This is a genomic window from Bacillus sp. JJ1127, assembly GCF_036965845.1.
Classification (GTDB): domain Bacteria; phylum Bacillota; class Bacilli; order Bacillales; family Bacillaceae_G; genus Bacillus_A.
Genome location: NZ_JBALQK010000314.1, coordinates 1 through 2,567, shown reverse-complemented (window position 1 = coordinate 2,567; position 2,567 = coordinate 1). Strand labels below are relative to the sequence as shown.

The following is a 2,567-nucleotide window of genomic DNA, read 5'->3' as shown; positions in this document are numbered from 1 at the left end:
TTAAAGTTTCACTTTATTTACAAATGCAGGGTTTAAAAGGCACAGAAAAAAATGTCGAATTTTGTTGTTTAATTTTATTGATAATGTTACAATAATCATTATAAAGAAAGAGTGATTAAAAATAACTTTTAATTTTGGATTTTCACGGAATGTTGAGTTTAACCTGTAGGTTTATCATATTCTTTTTTGTTCTATGCTCTTTCTTAGTTTTATTGTTCTAAATTAAGCAGAAAAGAGGAGGCCGGAATTTAAAAACGTGATATTAAGAATTTGATAAAATTAATCTTGCAACATTTGTATGAAGTGCATCTTTATTGTATAAGTTCATCTAGTTTTTTAGACATGTCTAAACTAATCACAGCTTTTTAGTCTAAATTGTTTAATAAGAATAGATAAAATAATCGATGGATGTGGAGAAAGGACTTCAAATTTTTCTTCTGAAGAAGAAGTAAGGTGTATGATTGAGTATCTTTATTATGTTATTTTATAAAATCTTAATAAATAGTTTTTCGATTCTAGATAACGTTTGAATTTATCACACTGAACCATTTCAACTATTTATAAAAGAGAATGAACAGTGCTTGACGTTAGTGTTTGTCACCAACATATTCTCCAAAGTTCAATGCAGTACAATAAATTTTGGGATGGCTAAAAAAGAGTGTGGATGTAATCGATTTCATGAAAGCTGGACCGAAATAAGAAAATTAGCCCTTTGATTTTTGGAATATATAATAATTGTTCTAAAAAAACAATTTGCCTAATTGGTTCCCTATATTTGCATCAGAACCGGTAATCCTATATGTACGTATGACATAATCGTAGAATAATATTCTATCATTTTAGGAGGAACAATCTGCATGGAAATTATAAAAGCTCTTTATATGGGATCCCTTGCGCTGACAATGTGTGCAGTATTGAGTGGTTGTAATACAGCGAAACAAGAACAAGAAAAAACAAACAAAGAAAAATTAAAACAAGACCAGTCTATGGAAAGAAATACACAGTGGTCGTATGAGGGAGACACTGGGCCGGAACACTGGGGAGAATTGAAACCAGAATACAAAATGTGCCTAAAGGGACAAGAACAATCGCCGATAGATATCAAAATGGATCAAACAAAATCAACAGATAAGACTTCTAAGCCCATTGAAATGCATTACCAACAAACAGCATTTTCTATCGAAAACAATGGTCATAGTATTGAAGGAAAATCAAATGGTTCTGCTGATTATCTCACACTAGGAGAAGAACGCTACACATTAAAACAATTCCATTTCCATACACCAAGTGAACATCAATTTGATGGAAAACATGCGGATATGGAACTACATCTGGTTCATCAAAATGACCAAAAACAATTAGCGGTAGTTGGTATTATGATAAAAGAAGGACAAAAAAATGAAGCTCTTGCAGAGATGTGGGAGAGTCTTCCAAAAGTAAAAAATACAAAGGATGATTTACAACATACAATTGATATGAAACAGCTTGTTCCTTTAGAACAATCGTCAATTCGTTACATGGGTTCTTTGACAACACCTCCTTGTACAGAAAGTGTTCAATGGACTGTAATGAGGCAAGAAATCGAAATGTCAAAAGAACAAATTGAAGCGTTTCGTACATTATTTCCAACAAATAACCGACCTGTACAGCCAATTCATGAACGAGGATTTTCGGAATCCTAGGGTGTTTGGGACTTAAGAGCCCTGGATATAGAATACGAATATAAAAAGGATCGGGCGGTGTTTGCCCGGTTTTTCTTATTATACTTTTTGAGAAGGGCGAGCATATATTGTAGGGTTCTGTTGCCAAGTTTCGTAACGTACAAATCTTGCAGTCAAAGTTTATACATTTTTACTGATTTTTGTAATTCGTTATACCTTGAAAAGATAAATATCCCCTTTGTTTATATAGGGTATGGACTGTTTTAATATACGTGAAAAAACAGAAGGTCTAGCAAAACGACGTTTCACGTGGTTATGATCTTATTTCTATAAGATGCTTCGGAGATTTGATTGTGTAATGACTCGTATGTTTATAGAAGCTTTCGTACGCAAATGACAGTATACATTCTGCAAGAATAAGGTATTAAAAGTTCAATTATCGTCGTATCAGAATAAATAAAAAACATCATGAAGGAGAAGAGATTCAAATGACTATTTATGAAAAAAACGCAGAAGTTTTAAAAATATTATCTCATCCAGTTAGAATTCAAATGATGGAAGAGCTTATTACAAGAGGGACATGCAATGTGAATCAAATAGTGGATATTATGGGTCTTCCGCAGTCTACTGTGTCTCAGCATCTAGCAAAAATGAAATCCCAAAAGATAGTTACCAGTAACCGAAAAGGATTGGAAGTTTATTATAGTACTTCAAATGAAAAAATAAATACCATTGTAGAAATATTACTAGGCAAAAAACTTTGTTCTATTCATTAATATGATACAGCCATTCTATGATTATCAATTTCATAAGCTTCTACGCTAATTACTATATATACATCAATTAAAAAACCGACATAAAACCCCTCTTTTTAGGTGGGATAGAGGACCTGGCCATGCATAGAAG

General features: G+C 32.4%; 2 protein-coding genes. Both read left to right on the top strand.

Features of this window, described 5'->3' with window-relative positions:
- Positions 1-857 precede the first annotated feature (857 nt).
- Positions 858-1,682: a carbonic anhydrase gene (locus V7183_RS23460; protein ID WP_335361010.1), complete on the top strand. Its 825-nt coding sequence runs from the start codon at positions 858-860 to the stop codon at positions 1,680-1,682.
- A gap of 467 nt (positions 1,683-2,149) precedes the next feature.
- Positions 2,150-2,437, top strand: a complete 288-nt coding sequence (locus V7183_RS23455; protein ID WP_097898578.1) for an ArsR/SmtB family transcription factor — start codon at positions 2,150-2,152, stop codon at positions 2,435-2,437.
- The last annotated feature ends 130 nt before the right edge of the window (positions 2,438-2,567 follow it).

Excerpts from the sequence above, each read along its gene's own strand:
- V7183_RS23460 (WP_335361010.1), top strand. The coding sequence starts at position 858 with ATGGAAATTATAAAAGCTCTTTATATGGGATCCCTTGCGCTGACAATG.
- V7183_RS23455 (WP_097898578.1), top strand. The coding sequence starts at position 2,150 with ATGACTATTTATGAAAAAAACGCAGAAGTTTTAAAAATATTATCTCAT.